The following is a 13,968-nucleotide window of genomic DNA, read 5'->3' on the forward strand; positions in this document are numbered from 1 at the left end:
CCATTTAAATTCCAAACCACTTTTCCGATGCGGGAAAGTGGTTTTTTTATTTTATCAGGGGGGAAGACATGATGACATTTTCTGAAGAATGCAGACAGGCGGCTGCCGAATGGTGGGACGGAAGTTTTGTTCATCCGTTTGTAACGGGAATCGGTGACGGAAGCCTGCCGATTGACCGTTTCAGCTATTACGTGCTGCAAGATTCCTACTATTTGACGCATTTTGCAAAAGTTCAGGCGTTCGGCGCCGCATATGCCGAAGACTTGTTTACGACGGGCAGGATGGCGGGCCACGCTCAAGGGACATATGAAGCGGAAATGGCGCTGCACCGCGAGTTTACGGAGCTTTTAGGAATTACGGAAGAAGAGCGTGCGGCATTTAAACCGGCACCGACCGCCTATTCTTATACGTCTCATATGTACAGATCGGTGATGAGCGGCAATTTTGGAGAAATATTAGCTGCGCTTCTGCCCTGTTATTGGCTTTATTATGAAGTCGGCGAACACTTAAAAGAGTGCAAACCGGAGCATCCGATTTATGAAAAATGGGTCGGTACATACGGCGGAGACTGGTTCAGACAGCAGGTCGAAGAACAGATCAGCCGTTTTGATGAGATTGCTGAAAACAGCACAGAGGAAATCCGTGCAAAAATGAAAGAGAATTTTGTGATTTCAAGCTATTATGAATATCAATTTTGGGGAATGGCTTATCAAAAAGAAGGCTGGTCCGAGAAGGACGGAAAAGAGGTGGAATCCTTTGGAGCTGCACGCGGTAACTGATAATCGCAAACCCGTTGCCGAGCTGGCCGAGGATATTCTATCGATTCAGCGCGAAGTGAGCTTTATCCATATCCGTGAGCGGGATAAAACAGCGGGAGAGATCATGCAGCTTTTGTCCCTTTTGAAAAAGGGCGGTGCGGATAAGGACAAATTGATCATCAATGACAGGGCGGATATCGCGCTTTTTGCCAACATACACCGTGTTCAGCTTCCGTCCCGCAGCTTTTCCGTAAAACAGGTGCGAAGCAGATTTCCCCATCTTCATATCGGACGTTCGGTTCATTCGCTGGAAGAAGCCATCCAAGCTGAAAAGGAAGATGCGGATTATGTGGTGTTCGGCCATATATTTGAAACCGAATGTAAACAAGGACTTGAAGCAAGAGGCATCAGCCTGCTTTCAGAGATCAAACGCACGCTTTCCATCCCCGTTATCGCAATCGGCGGAATGACACTGCAGACGATCGGACACACAAAGCAGGCGAAGCCGGACGGAATTGCCGTCATGTCAGGCATTTTCTCAGCTGAAAATCCTGAGGAGGCGGCAAAACGGTATGCACGCGCGGTAAGGGAGGCCGATTATGAAGAAACACTATGATACGGCGGTGATCGGCGGCGGAATTATCGGGTGCGCCATTTCTTATGAGCTGGCGAAGACGCAGCAGAACGTTGTCTTGTTTGAAGGCGGAGAAGTCGGCCGAAAAACGACAAGCGCTGCCGCGGGAATGCTGGGCGCTCATGCGGAATGTGAAAAACGGGATGCGTTTTTTGATTTTGCCATGCACAGTCAAAGGCTGTATGAAGCGGCGGGGCAAGAGCTTGAGGAAGTTTGCGGCATTGACATCAGGCGCCATAACGGCGGAATGCTTAAACTGGCGTATACCGAAGAAGATATCGCCCGTTTACGGAAGATGGATGATCTGCCTTCCGTCACTTGGCTTTCAGCGGAAGATGCCCTTGAAAAAGAGCCTTACGCTTCAAAAGACATTCTCGGCGCCAGTTTTATAAAAGACGATGTCCATGTCGAACCGTACTATGTTTGCAAAGCGTATGCAAAAGGGGCGCGGCGCTATGGCGCTCACATATATGAGCATACACAAGCCACCTCCGTAAAACGGGTGAACGGAGAATACTGCATCACAACGTCCGGCGGGGATGTTTATGCTGACAAAGTCGCAGTTGCAAGCGGTGTATGGAGCGGCCGGTTTTTCAGCCAGCTCGGCTTGGGACAGCCTTTTTTTCCTGTGAAAGGAGAATGCCTTTCCGTGTGGAATGACGATACCCCGCTGACCAAAACCCTTTACCATGATCATTGTTATGTCGTCCCGAGAAAAAGCGGCCGGCTTGTCATCGGCGCCACGATGAAACAGGGTGACTGGAGCGATACGCCTGACATCGGAGGAATTGAGGCCGTCATTGCAAAAGCGAAAACCATGCTTCCCGCCATCGAACATATGAAAATAGACCGGTTTTGGGCGGGGCTCAGGCCGGGAACAAGAGACGGCAAGCCGTTTATCGGGCAACACCCTGAAGACAGCGGCATCATCTTCGCCGCCGGCCATTTTCGGAACGGCATCCTGTTGGCGCCGGCAACGGCTGAAATGGTGCGGGATATGATCATGGAAAGACAGATTAAACAGGAATGGGAAGAAGCGTTTCGAATCGATCGCAAGGAGGCTGTTCATATATGATCCTTCAGCTGAACGGAAAACAAATTGATTGGAATCGAAAAGAGGGGACGGTTCAGGATTTGCTTGAATTGTACCAGCTTGACCAAAGAATCGTAGTTGTGGAGAGAAATAAAGAAATCATTGAAAAAAAGAATTATGAAAATACAAGTTTGTGTGACCGCGATGTCATAGAAATTGTCCATTTTGTAGGAGGCGGATGAGGATGTTAACAATAGGCGGAAAACAGTTTCGGTCAAGATTGCTGTTAGGAACGGGAAAATATCCGAGTTTTGAGATTCAGAAAGAGGCGGTGGCCGTCTCGGAATCAGATATTTTAACCTTTGCGGTGCGGCGGATGAACATCTTTGAAGAGTCTCAGCCTAACTTTCTCGAACAGCTTGATTTGTCTAAATACACGCTTCTGCCGAATACGGCCGGCGCCGCAACGGCTGAAGAGGCGGTCCGAATCGCAAGGCTTGCCAAAGCTTCAGGGCTTTGTGACATGATAAAAGTAGAAGTCATCGGATGCAGCCGGTCACTTTTGCCTGATCCGGTTGAAACGCTGAAAGCATCAGAACAGCTGCTCGAAGAGGGATTTATCGTGCTTCCGTATACGTCGGATGATGTCGTGCTCGCAAGACGTCTTGAGGAGCTCGGGGTGCATGCCATTATGCCGGGCGCTTCGCCGATCGGTTCCGGTCAGGGAATTTTAAATCCGCTGAATCTTTCTTTTATCATTGAACAGGCGAAGGTGCCGGTCATTGTCGATGCCGGCGTCGGATCTTCAAAAGACGCCGCCTACGCGATGGAGCTCGGGGCTGACGGCGTGCTGTTAAATACCGCTGTGTCAGGCGCAGATGATCCGGTCAAAATGGCCAGGGCGATGAAGCTTGCCGTAGAAGCGGGCCGTCTTTCTTATGAAGCCGGGAGAATTCCGGTGAAAGATTACGGAACTGCAAGCAGTCCGCGAGACGGTCTTCCGGTATGACGGACAGATATTCCAGACAGGAGCTGTTTCAGCCGATCGGTCCCACCGGCCAAGAGAAGCTCCGGTCGTCTCATGCCGTGATTATCGGCGCGGGTGCGCTTGGGACGGCAAGTGCGGAGATGCTTGTCAGAGCAGGGGTCGGGAAGGTAACGATCGCTGACAGAGATTATGTGGAGTGGAGTAATCTCCAGCGCCAGCAGCTTTATACCGAAGACGATGTCAGACAGGAAATGCCGAAAGCCGCGGCGGCTGAAAAACGGCTTCGGTCTATAAATAGCGATGTAGAGGTCGAGGGATTTGTCATGGATGTCACTGCGGAAAATGCACCCGGATTGATTCGTGACGCCTCCCTCATCGTGGATGCCGCCGACAACTTTGAAACGAGACTGATTGTGAACGATGCGGCTGTGCAGAAAGGGATTCCCTTTCTGTACGGCGCCTGTGTCGGCAGCTACGGGCTCTCTTTTACCGTCATTCCCGGTGTCACGCCGTGCCTTCACTGTCTGCTTGAGACATTGCCTTTAGGCGGTATGACATGCGATACGGCGGGAATCATCAGCCCGGCTGTATTGCAGACGGCCGTTTTTCAGGCAGCAGATGCGCTGAAGCTGTTAACGGGCGGATCTATCGAGCATGTTCTCCGTTCCTTTGATTTATGGAAAAATGAACGGTCAGAAATAAACGTCGCCCGTCTTAAGTCGGCTGATTGTCCAAGCTGCGGCACAAACGATTTTCCGTTTTTATCCTATGAAAATCAGACAAAAGCGGCGGTTCTGTGCGGGCGGAACACGGTGCAGATCAGAACGGGGATTTCCGAACAGTTTGATCTGCAAAATCTTGCGGGGCAGCTCAGACGGGCAGGGCTTGATGTTTCAGCCAACCCGTATTTAATTTCGTTTTGCACAGACAATTTCAAGATGGTACTGTTTCGTGACGGCAGAGCATTAATACACGGCACAAGTGATATCAGCAGAGCGAAATCTTTTTATCATAAATGGATCGGATAATGTGAAAGGAGCGAAAAACATCATGAGCATATGCAAAGCATTGACGATTGCCGGATCAGACTCAGGAGGCGGCGCCGGTATACAGGCGGATCTCAAAACCTTTCAGGAGCTCGGCGTTTTCGGGATGTCAGCCCTGACAGCGGTAACCGCCCAGAACACGTTGGGCGTTCACGGCATTTATCCGCTCACCCGGGAGGCGCTGGGCAGCCAGATTGACGCGGTGGCGGAAGATTTGCGGCCTGATGCTGTAAAAACAGGAATGCTGTGGAGCGCGGAAATGATTGCGGAAATTGCGGAAAAAACGGATCAGTACGGGCTTGATCATCTCATCACCGATCCCGTCATGATTGCCAAAGGAGGCGCTTCCCTGCTGCGTGAGGAATCTCAGGCCGCGTTAAAAGAGCTGTTAATTCCGCGCAGCTATGCGGTGACGCCGAATGTTCCGGAAGCTGAGGTATTGACGGGGATGGAAATCCGCACGTTTGAGGACCGGAAAAAAGCGGCCGAACGCCTTTGCAAGCTTGGGGCAAAGCATGTCATCATAAAAGGCGGACATCAGCCTGAACAGGGGAGAATCGTTGATTTATTATTTGACGGTTCGTCTTTTACCCAAATCAGCCACGCTTATATTGACACGAAACACACCCACGGAACAGGCTGCACGTTCGCAGCCGCGCTGACGGCAGAAACGGCAAAGGGGAAAAACATTCAGACCGCGTTTGAGACAGCTGTCAATTTTGTGCGGGAAGCCGTGGAACATACACTCGGCATCGGAGCGGGACACGGCCCGACCAATCATTTTGCCTTTAAAAGGAACAGTCTGCAGACGAGATAAAAAAGAGACCGCTTCAACATCCGCGGTCTTTTTCCCATGCTTTCAATCTGGACAAGGTTATGATATGATAAAAATTAAGATCAGGTACTAAAACTATGTCTTTAAGACGATTACAGGAGGCTTTATACATATGAATTTCTCACTTGAAGGCCGCAACATCGTTGTGATGGGCGTTGCCAATAAACGCAGTATCGCATGGGGAATCGCCCGTTCGCTGCATGAAGCCGGAGCGCGCCTCATTTTCACTTACGCGGGAGAGCGCTTGGAAAAATCAGTTCATGACCTTGCGGCTACATTAGAAAGAAATGATTCCATCATCCTTCCGTGTGATGTGACAAATGACGCTGAGATCGAAACTTGCTTTGCAAGCATTAAAGAGCAGGTCGGCGTGATTCACGGCATCGCGCACTGCATCGCGTTCGCAAACAAAGAAGAGCTTGTCGGCGAATATTTAAATACGAACCGCGAAGGATTCCTGCTTGCGCATAACATCAGTTCTTACTCTCTGACAGCGGTCGCAAAAGCGGCGCGTCCGATTATGACTGAAGGCGGAAGCATCGTTACACTCACTTACCTCGGCGGAGAGCGCGTCGTTTCAAACTATAACGTAATGGGTGTGGCAAAAGCGTCTCTTGATGCGAGCGTGAGATATTTAGCCGCTGACTTAGGAAAAGAAAACATCCGCGTCAACAGCATTTCAGCAGGGCCGATCCGTACGCTGTCTGCAAAAGGAATCAGTGATTTCAACTCTATCCTGAAAGAAATTGAAGAGCGTGCGCCGCTGCGCCGCACGACAACACCTGAAGAAGTGGGCGACACGGCTGCATTCTTGTTCAGTGACCTGTCAAGAGGCATCACGGGCGAAAATCTTCATGTTGATTCAGGATTCCATATTACCGCACGTTAAATAACAAGCAGTCCCTTTCAGGGATTGCTTTTTTCTTTCTTCTGATTTTAATCATTCCGTCATATAAATAAAACATGACAGAATCGGAGGGATGAAGATGTCAAAACAAAACAGAAACGCGGAAAAAAAACCGCTCATGTATATTGTTCAGGCGGATTATTCAGACACGCAATCATCAATGCAGGACATATTAATCAAAAAAAGGAAAGCGCCGCAGCCGCCGGAAGAAGAGCCGATGCATGGAAAGCGGGAGGAAGAATGTAAAACTCAGCCTGAAGGAGCAGTGGCTGTCGAACCAGAAAAGCAAGTACTTGAACAGCACAGCCGCTCAGAAGAAGCCGTTCAAGAAGTTCCGGCGCAAGCGGAGCAGGACACTGCCAAGCCTGAAGCCGCTAAAAAAGAGCCTGAAGCCGCTGAAAAAGAGCCTGAAGCGGTTCACAATGCCGCCCCAGAGGAAAAGGTCCCGCCAAAGCGCGTGAAAAAGCCGATGAGCAGAATGTCCATTCTTGAAAAAATTGATTTCTTAACGAAGCTGCCGCATAATATGCCGCGGACCCTTTGTCTGATAGAAGCCAACGGGAAAACCTACAGAGGCGTAATCGTCGGAAGAAAAAATAATGCGATCTTCCTGCGGACGACAAGCAACGGAGCGCCGGCAGAACTCGCAATAGACGATATCACCTCGCTGCATCCGCTTGGATTTTAACCATACAAAAAGCTGCCTGAATTCTTTAATCCGGCAGCTTATTTTTATGCTTTTTGATTTAAGAATGTGTGCGGTTGATCAGTCTCGGGTTCAGGCAATTGATGGCGCAGAAGCTATGGAGATCGACTTCAACGCAATAGTTCGTTTTTTCTAAACGGAATACATCGCAGAGAGAGTCTTTATCTGTAAAATCAAGAATGTGCTTATGCTCGTCAAAAGCAATAAGCAGGCTTAATGTGGCACAGCCGTCACAGACCCTTTCAACTCTGAAAAAAACGGTGTTAAAACACGGACCGTTATCCAGCTCGCCGACATTTCCGAATGCGGTAAACGGTGATGATTTAGAAGTGAAAAGTACAAACGGCACTGTATCGCCTAATGAAAAACCCGGCGATAAAAGGTTGGAATAGCATCCGGCCGGGCAATCTTCCTCGACCGCATTTTGCAGGTCTTCAATATTTTCTACCGCTTCACGCACACAGTATGTTGTATGCTTGCTCATAATATCCCTCCTGACTTCACGTTTTATATACCGGATTAAACGATATCGGAGAGTCAGCCGCCCGGAAGTCCGGGCGGGCTGATGATTGCATCTGTAATAGAAGGTTGGAAGGGGATTCTTCTTTAGGAAAGATGCGAATCAATGACTATCCGTGATGCTTTTTCTCTTTGTGCGGCTCAGGCCGGTCAACAAGCTCCGGTGAAAGGCATTGAATGGCGCTGAAGCAGCTCAGATCAACTTCAATGCAAAAATCTGTTTTTTCTAAACCGAAGAAATCCGGGTCACAAGGATGGCAGACGCTGAGGGTGTCGCCGTGCACATCTACGGGGCGCAATACTGAAAGCGTTGCGCAGCAATCACAAACTCTTTCTGCCCGGAAGAAAATAGACTCGAAGCACTGGCTGTCATCCGCAAATCCTCCGACGTTCCCGAATGTGGAGAACAAACCGCCTTTTTTATCAAACAAGAGAAACGGGATGGTATCTTTACCGGTAACCGTCGGGCTTAACAGATTGGTATAGCATCCAGTCGGGCATTGTTCTTCAACAGCCTCTTGTTCTGCTAAAATCTTCTCGACTGCATCGCATACACAACTTTCATCTCGGCCATGGTGTTTTCCGCAGCTCATGGATTTCAGCTCCTTCTTTTAGGGTATTTGACTTTTGTCTTTAACAACATATGTACGCGAGCCTCACTTGGTGTGGGTGAACGTCTATATATTCATCATATGCGGAGAAAATAAGAAAAAGCAGAGCATTTTTAGCTCTGCTTTTTCTTTTTAGAGGACAAGGGTGATGACTAAGACGGCAATCAGTAAATTTGTCGCTGTTGAGATCAACACTGCGATATCGGCATCTACTGTTGTCACGTTTACGCCGCGGGAGTTTTCGATGAGCAATTTTTGACGGTTGATTTGTTTGTTAGCTGTTAGCTGCAATAAGTCTTGTGCGACCAATTCAGCGATGACTCCGTCAGCAATTGAAGTGAGAGTGGCCGTTACGACTGCTGCATTAATCGCTGTCATGACTGAAGCGACTGCTTGAACGTCTGTTGACGTTACGTTAATATCACAAGAGTCTCTGATAATAATCGCTTCTTCAGAAACTTGTTTGTTGATATTCGCCTGAGCCAGGTCTTGGTCAAGGAAGGCATTATCTTCGCCAAATCCATGTCCGTTACAGCAAACACTGCATCTTCTTCCTTCTTTTTCTTCTTTTTCTTCTCGCGGATGTTCGCATTCAGGATCAAGTGCAACCCAAGAGTATGGTCTGCTTTCCATATCTATTCCTCCTTTTCTTTTACTATTATTAAATGAGCCGGCCCCTTATTTTGACTCAGGCATCTATCCTGATAAAAATCACTATTTTTTAGTTATTGACCGGGATTTTGGCGTCTTTGCCGGAGCTGTTCGATTAATTGTTCTCTGCGGGTTTGCGGATTTGTCTGCTGTTCTTGCGCTTTTTCCTGCTCTTTTTTCTGTTTCTGGCTTTCAAGAAAAGCTTCTGTTTTTGCCTGCATGTCTTTGACTAATGCGATCAGCATTTCTTTTTCTTCATCAGGGATATCCCGCATTTTATCCTTTGTCACGCCGTGTTTTTTGAAGACATTGCTGACAAGCACCTTTAAAAGCGGATCCACTTCTGGTAGATTTTCGAGTTCTTTTTTTAATTTTTCGTTATCTGCCATTTGTTCTCACCTCTATTTAAATATTTGAAAAGAAAGGTTAAAGGATGTCTAGTTCAGCAAAAAGTATATTTAATAATTGAAACAAAATTTGTACAAAGGCCATGATATCGTCTGCTGTCAGTGTGATTTTAATATTGCGGCTGTTCAGGACTTGAATGACGGTCCTCTTTTTTATTTGGCAATCATCCAGGATCAGCAGTTCGGTTGCGATTTGGTCGGCTGTGTCTTCATCTGCGATCGCGAGCTGTGTCGCGAGGATAATCGCCGTAGTAACTGAGGCTTGTATAGAAAGAGCGGCCGTTATATGTGTTGTATCTATTGTGACATTTTCGCAATCAATCACTTCGATCGTCTGCTCGAATTCGTTGGATAATTGTTCGTATATTTGCGGTTGCAGTGTTTCGACTTTTTCTTCAAACGACATAACCTTCACTCCTTTCTCATTCATACTCTATATAATGCAAATGAAACGCCGAGCGGAATAAGAAAAACAACTAAACCGCACCTATTTTTTTACCGGACAAGGTGCGATTCATGAAGATCAGGGTTTTCGCATATGTATAAAGAGGTCAAGTTTTGAAAAGGAGTGAACAGGTGGTTATCAATTGGCTTTCATTTATTCTGTTATCGTTTGCCGTTTTCCGGCTGGCCAGGCTTTTCGTATTTGACACCATTATGGCGCCGCTTCGGAGCCTTTTTCACGAGGAAAAAACAGAAACCGCACCCGACGGCACGATAGAAACCTACATTGTCATAAAAGGAAAAGGCATCAGGGCATTTATCGGTGAACTTCTCAGCTGCTACTGGTGTACGGGCGTATGGTGCGCCGCCTTTTTAATTGCGGCGCAGATTGTGATCCCCGAGGCCGCGCAATGGCTGATTTTGCTGTTAGCCATAGCCGGCGCGTCCGGGATCATTGAAGCTGCGGTTTCTCGTCTTCTGCAGGAATAAGGCGGTTCCACCAGCAACTTACCGTCACTTTCGGCATAAACTGGCATATATGACATAAGGAAAGGAAGGATCACCATGAATCAATCAAGCAAACCTTCCCAACACTCTCCATACAAATCAACTGTGCATCAGCCTTACGAAAAAAAAATTAAGAAAAAAGGCTGCGGCTGCGGCCAAAAGAAAAAACCGAAATAGCCGTTTTCTAAAAAACCGGAGCTTCCGGTTTTTTTTGTTTTATGCCGAACGCCTGCCTCTGTCCGGCATAGATCATAGGAGGAGGGGATGTTATGAATATATTTGAATCATTCATAAACGGTAAATACCGCCGGCACAATCAAAATCAGCGGGAGCATGACAACTATATCTTATCTATTGAAAAACAGCTGTCTGAGTTTGATGAAGCGGGATCGCGCTTTGAGGAATGGATAGATGTGTTTGCCGCCGAAACAGAAGCGAAATTGAAGAAAAATGAGCATTCTCACTAAAATGAATGAAATCCGCACCGGCCCTATGCATTTATCCAAGCCAAACAAGTCGGCTCACATAGAGTATAGAGAGTAAAGGAGGTGCTTAGATATGGGATTCGGATATGGCGGATTCGGCGGCGGCTACGGTTACGGCGGCTGCGGCGGATACGGAGGCGGCTATGTCGGAGGCGGCTACGGCTCAACATTTGTTCTTGTTGTCGTATTGTTCATCCTTCTGATCATTGTCGGTGCATCCTTTTTTGGCTAAACCTTAGCAAGACTTTGGATAAGCGCGGGACCGTTCAGTCCCGTGCTTCCCTGATGTATGAAGGAGTATAGAGACGGGGCACTCTGAATTTTTTCCTTGTCTTACGGGCACATGTTCCGCTCTTTATTCATACAATATCGTATTACTCCACAAAAGGAGGCACACCATGGATAATCAATTTTTCAAAAATATTGAGAAGAAAACAGGCGTCAGCATGAAGGATGTCATGAACCTTGCAGGATCATTGCAAAATGCCAATTTCAAAGATGAAAACACGGTGAGAGGCGTCATTCAGAAGGTGTCCCAGCTGGCTAACAAGCGTGTTCCGAAAGAATTGGAAGACAAAATCGTTCAATCGATTACAAGCGGTAAAGAGAAACTTGATTTTGGCACCATTTCTAAAATGTTGAACAATAAATAGGCGTCAGCCGGCCTTGCTAAAAAGGCCTTTTTATGTGAGAAAAACCCGGCAGTGATCTGCCGGGTTCTTTATATCCTGAGTGCGCTCCGTCTGTCCGTCCGGAGAAGGGGCTCGAGAAATCTTGAGCTGCGCGCTGTTTTTCCCCGCCTGTACGCGGGACAAGATACATATAAATGCTGCATGGCCCTTGTCATGGCGACATACAGAAGCCGTCTTTCTTCTTCGAGCGGAGCGGGATCGCCCTGTCTCGCCGTCTCAAGCGCGAAGTCATGGGGGATCGAGCCGTCAGCCGCGCCTAAAATATAGACCGTATTGAATTCAAGACCTTTAGAGCGGTGAATGGTCAGCAGTTCGACGCCGTTTTCCTCGGTTTTCTGATTCTCAGCGGCGCGCATATGATCGACATGCGCAAGAAAATCGGGAATGGTTTTGAATTTTTTGGCGGCCACTTTGACATCCCTGAGATCATCAGAGCCTTTTTCCAGTTTGTTTCCCTCATTGCCCCGTTTTTTTAAATACTCGGAAAAACCCATTTTGCTTTCTGCAAAGGTGATGGCTTCAACCGGCTTCATTGTCCGGATGCTTGCGAAAAACGGAACGATCTGCTTGATCTTCCCTATTTGAAAAGGCTTCAGGTCAGGCAGTTTCGTCAGTGCCTTAATCATCGTGCAATCTTCCGTGATTGACAGCGCCTTTAACGTTTGCAGGGCGGATTGCTTTAAAAATAAGGCGGGCAGCAGGTCTTTCACCGCATCCGTATCATCTTCATTCTGACTCGCATATAAGTAGGCGAGGATCTGGCGTACGATTCTGCGGCTGTAGAACGTCTGCACGCCACGGTCGGCATGATAAGGAATCGATGATTGGTGCAGTCTTTCATAAATGGCCCGTCCGGCGCTGTTTGTTCGGTAAAGCACGGCGAAATCGTCAGGACTCGCCCCGTTTTGAATTTTCTCTTTCATATCCGAAACGATCATGGTCGCTTCTTCTTCTTCATCGTAAGGATAAAATATCACGGGATTGTGAACGCCGTCTTTGACGGCAGAAAGTGTTTTTTCATACCGTTTTTTATTTTTCTTTACGACGGCATGAGCGCTTGAGACGATCGGATGCGGCGAGCGGTAATTTGCCGTTAAGTAAATGGTCTTTGCTGCCGGATAATCTTTCTGAAAATCTAAAATGAAAGACGGGCTGCTGCCGCGGAACGCATAAATGGATTGGTCGTCATCACCCACGCAGCACAGGTTATTCTCCGGGCTTGCGATCATTTGCATAATGTTGTACTGGACAGGATTGATATCTTGAAACTCATCAATCAAAATATGAGAAAATCTGTTTTGGTACTGCGCGAGAATATCAGGCCGGCTTTGAAACAGTTCATAACAGCCTTGGGCCATGTCATCAAAATCAAATTGCCGTTTTTTCCGCTTCTGCTGTTCGTAACGTTCGTAGAGCCGGTACACTTTTTTCTCCCAGTCGTCCGCAAGCGGAATGGTCTCATGGGGGAGATATGTGTTTTTCCAGCAGCCGATAAGCTGTAGCGCCTGGTCGACGGGAAACTCTTTTTCATCCAAATTTTCTTCATAAAGCGCCTTTTTCACATATTGCTCTTTTTGCCACTCCATTTTTAAAAGCTGGCTGCCGTTCCATTTTGAAGAATCATAATGATAGAGTATTTTATAGAAAAAACTGTGGAATGTTCCGGTCACGAGACGGGAGACTTTTCCGGCTGCCAGCCCGTACTCATTCGCCATCCGCTCTTTCATTTCGGCGACGGCTTTTGTCGTAAAGGTCACAAGCAGCATATTCTCAGGTGAAATGCCGAGGTGTTCAATCATATGGGCGGCGCGGGCTGTCAGCACCCTCGTTTTTCCGCTTCCCGCTCCGGCGAGCACCAGCAGGGGCCCGTCCGTTTCAGTAACTGCCCGCATCTGTTCGCGGTTCAGGCCGATGCCGGGGAACAAAGATGTATCAGCTGCCTCGGATGTTGGTGAAAACGGTTCGGCCGCAGGCACTTTTTTCGGGCTTTTCCATTCTGAGACGATCGGTTTCGGATTCTCTGAAATCGCTTTTCCTTTCGGCAGGCGGAACATGCCTGCCTCCTTATACTCTTCTTTTTCTTTCTCCTCCGCTTGTGGTTCCTCGGCCGCACATGCTTTTTCACAGGCGGTGAAGTCTCCCTTTTGCCGATGATAAAATGCCGGCTGCTCTAAAATCGAAAGCCGCATCAAGACGGGCTGGTCACAATGTGCGCAAAAAATATTTCCTTTCTGAGCTTCTTCAAAAAGGAATTGGTAATGTTCTCTAGAATATGTATGTAAATGTATCGTTCGGTTATTCAGTCGGGCGCATTTCAAAAAGGGGTCCTCCCATTAAAAGGTGTTCATCCATTTGATAGACAAAGAATATCATAACAAAAGAACCGCGTTTCAAAAAGTAAGATTAAGGGAAATAAAAAGCGAAGGGGAGGGGTACATATGATTTATGCAGGACGGATTCAAAACCAGCAGTATTCTCAATACGCAAACCGGGCAGCGGGTTATAAGCCTGATTACGCCGGTATTACGAAAGCGGCCGCCCTCGCCAATGACAGGGTGTACAGAGAGGTGGAGCGCCGCCAGGAAAACACCGCAGCCGCAGCAAAGAAAGTGCATGAAGAAAAACGTAAGCGCTCTCTTTCCCGTCTGCCGCAAATTATGGGAAAAGGCCGGTTGATAAATCAATACGTGTGAAAAAGCCCGGAAATGTCCGGGTTTTTTTGAGCCGTATATATGAAAGATGCGG

The 13,968-nt window shown here is 47.8% G+C and carries 20 protein-coding genes; 14 read left to right on the top strand and 6 right to left on the bottom strand.

The features are described from left to right. The first annotated feature begins 71 nt into the window (after positions 1-71). The 9 genes from tenA (at position 72) to ACWJJS_RS06945 (ending at position 6,889) form a co-directional block, all read left to right on the top strand. Positions 72-779, top strand: a complete 708-nt coding sequence (tenA, locus tag ACWJJS_RS06905; RefSeq protein WP_454023549.1) for a thiaminase II — start codon at positions 72-74, stop codon at positions 777-779. Then, positions 757-1,374 (top strand): thiazole tautomerase TenI, encoded by a 618-nt coding sequence (tenI, locus tag ACWJJS_RS06910; protein WP_061890947.1) that lies wholly within the window; start codon positions 757-759, stop codon positions 1,372-1,374. Before tenA ends, tenI begins: the two co-directional genes overlap by 23 nt. Continuing rightward, positions 1,358-2,467 carry a glycine oxidase ThiO gene (thiO, locus tag ACWJJS_RS06915; RefSeq protein ID WP_454023439.1) on the top strand — a complete coding sequence of 370 codons (1,110 nt, stop codon included), beginning with the start codon at positions 1,358-1,360 and terminating at the stop codon, positions 2,465-2,467. The genes tenI and thiO overlap by 17 nt, the downstream gene beginning before the upstream one ends. Then, positions 2,464-2,667 (top strand): sulfur carrier protein ThiS, encoded by a 204-nt coding sequence (gene thiS / locus ACWJJS_RS06920; RefSeq protein WP_103695012.1) that lies wholly within the window; start codon positions 2,464-2,466, stop codon positions 2,665-2,667. The genes thiO and thiS overlap by 4 nt, the downstream gene beginning before the upstream one ends. Continuing rightward, positions 2,664-3,434 (top strand): thiazole synthase, encoded by a 771-nt coding sequence (gene thiG, locus ACWJJS_RS06925; RefSeq protein WP_088005363.1) that lies wholly within the window; start codon positions 2,664-2,666, stop codon positions 3,432-3,434. Before thiS ends, thiG begins: the two co-directional genes overlap by 4 nt. Then, positions 3,431-4,441: a thiazole biosynthesis adenylyltransferase ThiF gene (gene thiF / locus ACWJJS_RS06930; protein WP_003155005.1), complete on the top strand. Its 1,011-nt coding sequence runs from the start codon at positions 3,431-3,433 to the stop codon at positions 4,439-4,441. Before thiG ends, thiF begins: the two co-directional genes overlap by 4 nt. Before the next feature lie 22 nt (positions 4,442-4,463). Next, positions 4,464-5,276, top strand: a complete 813-nt coding sequence (gene thiD / locus ACWJJS_RS06935; protein WP_003155003.1) for a bifunctional hydroxymethylpyrimidine kinase/phosphomethylpyrimidine kinase — start codon at positions 4,464-4,466, stop codon at positions 5,274-5,276. Positions 5,277-5,406: 130 nt separating this feature from the next. Next, positions 5,407-6,183: an enoyl-ACP reductase FabI gene (fabI, locus tag ACWJJS_RS06940; protein WP_003155001.1), complete on the top strand. Its 777-nt coding sequence runs from the start codon at positions 5,407-5,409 to the stop codon at positions 6,181-6,183. 97 nt (positions 6,184-6,280) lie between these two features. After that, entirely contained in the window at positions 6,281-6,889 is a 609-nt protein-coding gene (locus ACWJJS_RS06945; protein WP_025851919.1) for a CotO family spore coat protein, read from the top strand. Positions 6,890-6,947: 58 nt separating this feature from the next. Here ACWJJS_RS06945 and cotZ read toward each other — a convergent pair whose 3' ends face one another. The 5 genes from cotZ to ACWJJS_RS06970 all read right to left on the bottom strand — a co-directional run bounded on the left by cotZ (position 6,948) and on the right by ACWJJS_RS06970 (position 9,501). Continuing rightward, the gene (gene cotZ, locus ACWJJS_RS06950) at positions 6,948-7,391 is read right to left on the bottom strand and encodes a spore coat protein CotZ (RefSeq protein WP_003154997.1); all 444 of its coding nucleotides are present in this window, start codon (positions 7,389-7,391) and stop codon (positions 6,948-6,950) included. 145 nt (positions 7,392-7,536) lie between these two features. Next, the gene (locus tag ACWJJS_RS06955; protein WP_003154995.1) at positions 7,537-8,019 is read right to left on the bottom strand and encodes a CotY/CotZ family spore coat protein; all 483 of its coding nucleotides are present in this window, start codon (positions 8,017-8,019) and stop codon (positions 7,537-7,539) included. A 150-nt stretch (positions 8,020-8,169) separates the two neighbouring features. Continuing rightward, positions 8,170-8,670 carry a spore coat protein gene (locus ACWJJS_RS06960; protein WP_003154994.1) on the bottom strand — a complete coding sequence of 167 codons (501 nt, stop codon included), beginning with the start codon at positions 8,668-8,670 and terminating at the stop codon, positions 8,170-8,172. A gap of 92 nt (positions 8,671-8,762) precedes the next feature. Beyond that, positions 8,763-9,077 carry a spore coat protein gene (locus tag ACWJJS_RS06965; RefSeq protein WP_070081638.1) on the bottom strand — a complete coding sequence of 105 codons (315 nt, stop codon included), beginning with the start codon at positions 9,075-9,077 and terminating at the stop codon, positions 8,763-8,765. Positions 9,078-9,114: 37 nt separating this feature from the next. Beyond that, entirely contained in the window at positions 9,115-9,501 is a 387-nt protein-coding gene (locus ACWJJS_RS06970; RefSeq protein WP_003154992.1) for a spore coat protein, read from the bottom strand. A 170-nt stretch (positions 9,502-9,671) separates the two neighbouring features. Here ACWJJS_RS06970 and ACWJJS_RS06975 point away from each other — a divergent pair, with 170 nt between their 5' ends. The 4 genes from ACWJJS_RS06975 to ACWJJS_RS06990 all read left to right on the top strand — a co-directional run bounded on the left by ACWJJS_RS06975 (position 9,672) and on the right by ACWJJS_RS06990 (position 11,184). Next, on the top strand, positions 9,672-10,028 hold the full coding sequence (locus ACWJJS_RS06975) for a DUF1360 domain-containing protein (RefSeq protein ID WP_412838478.1): 357 nt from the start codon (positions 9,672-9,674) through the stop codon (positions 10,026-10,028). Positions 10,029-10,315: 287 nt separating this feature from the next. After that, positions 10,316-10,513: a hypothetical protein gene (locus tag ACWJJS_RS06980; protein ID WP_070081639.1), complete on the top strand. Its 198-nt coding sequence runs from the start codon at positions 10,316-10,318 to the stop codon at positions 10,511-10,513. A 91-nt stretch (positions 10,514-10,604) separates the two neighbouring features. Further along, the gene (locus ACWJJS_RS06985; protein WP_070081640.1) at positions 10,605-10,763 is read left to right on the top strand and encodes a YjcZ family sporulation protein; all 159 of its coding nucleotides are present in this window, start codon (positions 10,605-10,607) and stop codon (positions 10,761-10,763) included. Positions 10,764-10,929: 166 nt separating this feature from the next. Further along, a complete protein-coding gene (locus ACWJJS_RS06990) occupies positions 10,930-11,184 on the top strand; it encodes a stage VI sporulation protein F (RefSeq protein WP_003154986.1) in 255 nt (84 codons plus the stop codon). A gap of 68 nt (positions 11,185-11,252) precedes the next feature. Here the strand turns inward: ACWJJS_RS06990 and ACWJJS_RS06995 are convergent, their stop codons facing one another. Further along, positions 11,253-13,541: an ATP-dependent helicase gene (locus ACWJJS_RS06995; protein ID WP_454023440.1), complete on the bottom strand. Its 2,289-nt coding sequence runs from the start codon at positions 13,539-13,541 to the stop codon at positions 11,253-11,255. Positions 13,542-13,661: 120 nt separating this feature from the next. On the opposite strand from ACWJJS_RS06995, the gene ACWJJS_RS07000 reads away from it, so the two are divergent. Continuing rightward, on the top strand, positions 13,662-13,916 hold the full coding sequence (locus tag ACWJJS_RS07000; protein ID WP_070081642.1) for a hypothetical protein: 255 nt from the start codon (positions 13,662-13,664) through the stop codon (positions 13,914-13,916). Positions 13,917-13,968: the final 52 nt, after the last annotated feature.

It is taken from the genome of Bacillus sp. JK106 (assembly GCF_053663355.1).

What these genes read in the sequence shown, in the direction of transcription:
- tenA (WP_454023549.1), top strand. Translation starts at nt 72, where the DNA reads ATGACATTTTCTGAAGAATGCAGACAGGCGGCTGCCGAATGGTGGGAC.
- thiO (WP_454023439.1), top strand. Translation starts at nt 1,358, where the DNA reads ATGAAGAAACACTATGATACGGCGGTGATCGGCGGCGGAATTATCGGG.
- thiS (WP_103695012.1), top strand. Translation starts at nt 2,464, where the DNA reads ATGATCCTTCAGCTGAACGGAAAACAAATTGATTGGAATCGAAAAGAG.
- thiG (WP_088005363.1), top strand. Translation starts at nt 2,664, where the DNA reads ATGAGGATGTTAACAATAGGCGGAAAACAGTTTCGGTCAAGATTGCTG.
- thiF (WP_003155005.1), top strand. Translation starts at nt 3,431, where the DNA reads ATGACGGACAGATATTCCAGACAGGAGCTGTTTCAGCCGATCGGTCCC.
- thiD (WP_003155003.1), top strand. Translation starts at nt 4,464, where the DNA reads ATGAGCATATGCAAAGCATTGACGATTGCCGGATCAGACTCAGGAGGC.
- fabI (WP_003155001.1), top strand. Translation starts at nt 5,407, where the DNA reads ATGAATTTCTCACTTGAAGGCCGCAACATCGTTGTGATGGGCGTTGCC.
- ACWJJS_RS06945 (WP_025851919.1), top strand. Translation starts at nt 6,281, where the DNA reads ATGTCAAAACAAAACAGAAACGCGGAAAAAAAACCGCTCATGTATATT.
- cotZ (WP_003154997.1), bottom strand. Translation starts at nt 7,391, where the DNA reads ATGAGCAAGCATACAACATACTGTGTGCGTGAAGCGGTAGAAAATATT.
- ACWJJS_RS06955 (WP_003154995.1), bottom strand. Translation starts at nt 8,019, where the DNA reads ATGAGCTGCGGAAAACACCATGGCCGAGATGAAAGTTGTGTATGCGAT.
- ACWJJS_RS06960 (WP_003154994.1), bottom strand. Translation starts at nt 8,670, where the DNA reads ATGGAAAGCAGACCATACTCTTGGGTTGCACTTGATCCTGAATGCGAA.
- ACWJJS_RS06965 (WP_070081638.1), bottom strand. Translation starts at nt 9,077, where the DNA reads ATGGCAGATAACGAAAAATTAAAAAAAGAACTCGAAAATCTACCAGAA.
- ACWJJS_RS06970 (WP_003154992.1), bottom strand. Translation starts at nt 9,501, where the DNA reads ATGTCGTTTGAAGAAAAAGTCGAAACACTGCAACCGCAAATATACGAA.
- ACWJJS_RS06980 (WP_070081639.1), top strand. Translation starts at nt 10,316, where the DNA reads ATGAATATATTTGAATCATTCATAAACGGTAAATACCGCCGGCACAAT.
- ACWJJS_RS06985 (WP_070081640.1), top strand. Translation starts at nt 10,605, where the DNA reads ATGGGATTCGGATATGGCGGATTCGGCGGCGGCTACGGTTACGGCGGC.
- ACWJJS_RS06990 (WP_003154986.1), top strand. Translation starts at nt 10,930, where the DNA reads ATGGATAATCAATTTTTCAAAAATATTGAGAAGAAAACAGGCGTCAGC.
- ACWJJS_RS07000 (WP_070081642.1), top strand. Translation starts at nt 13,662, where the DNA reads ATGATTTATGCAGGACGGATTCAAAACCAGCAGTATTCTCAATACGCA.